Source organism: Lysinibacillus sp. GbtcB16 (genome assembly GCF_019091145.1).
GTDB classification, from domain to species: Bacteria; Bacillota; Bacilli; order Bacillales_A; family Planococcaceae; genus Lysinibacillus; species Lysinibacillus fusiformis.
Map to the genome: position 1 here is coordinate 1 of NZ_JAGXJV010000118.1, position 502 is coordinate 502.

Below are 502 nucleotides of genomic sequence, written 5' to 3' on the forward strand. Positions count from 1 at the left end.
TAAAACCTGCTTGACGGAGCCTTAATAATATGAAATTTACTACATTTCTCTTTTCTATTTTTAAATGCTATAAACCAATGTTCCATAAATAACCTGGATTTTAATTTGTGTATAGCAAGCCGAGAAATAAAAGGAATCATCTGAAAATTCGTTGGATATTTATCTAGGCGCTCATTAATCAATGAAGGTTGATTATATGTATCTAAATTTGTAATATACAACCATCCTTTTTTGTATAAATCAAAAAGCCTTCTCAAAACAATATCTTTAACTTTCCAATACAATTGATTGCGGTTAAAAAATAAAGATTCAACATTCAGTGAAGACATCGCTCTATAAATAACCTTGTGATTTTCAGGCTTACTCGCTAAAATTTGCAGCCTAGTTTCTAGCGCTATTTTCCTGCTAGCCATCTCCCAAAAAGCTTCTACTCCTCTTCCATTAAAACAGTACGACCATATTCCGTATCTTGCAATATTTATTATCTCACCATGAAATGCAT

Annotated in this window: 1 pseudogene; it reads right to left on the reverse strand. The window is 31.5% G+C overall.

Going from position 1 to position 502, the window contains the following annotated elements:
• Positions 1–413: pseudogene (locus KVT27_RS23630) on the reverse strand (glucosamine inositolphosphorylceramide transferase family protein); the annotation flags it as partial.
• Positions 414–502: the final 89 nt, after the last annotated feature.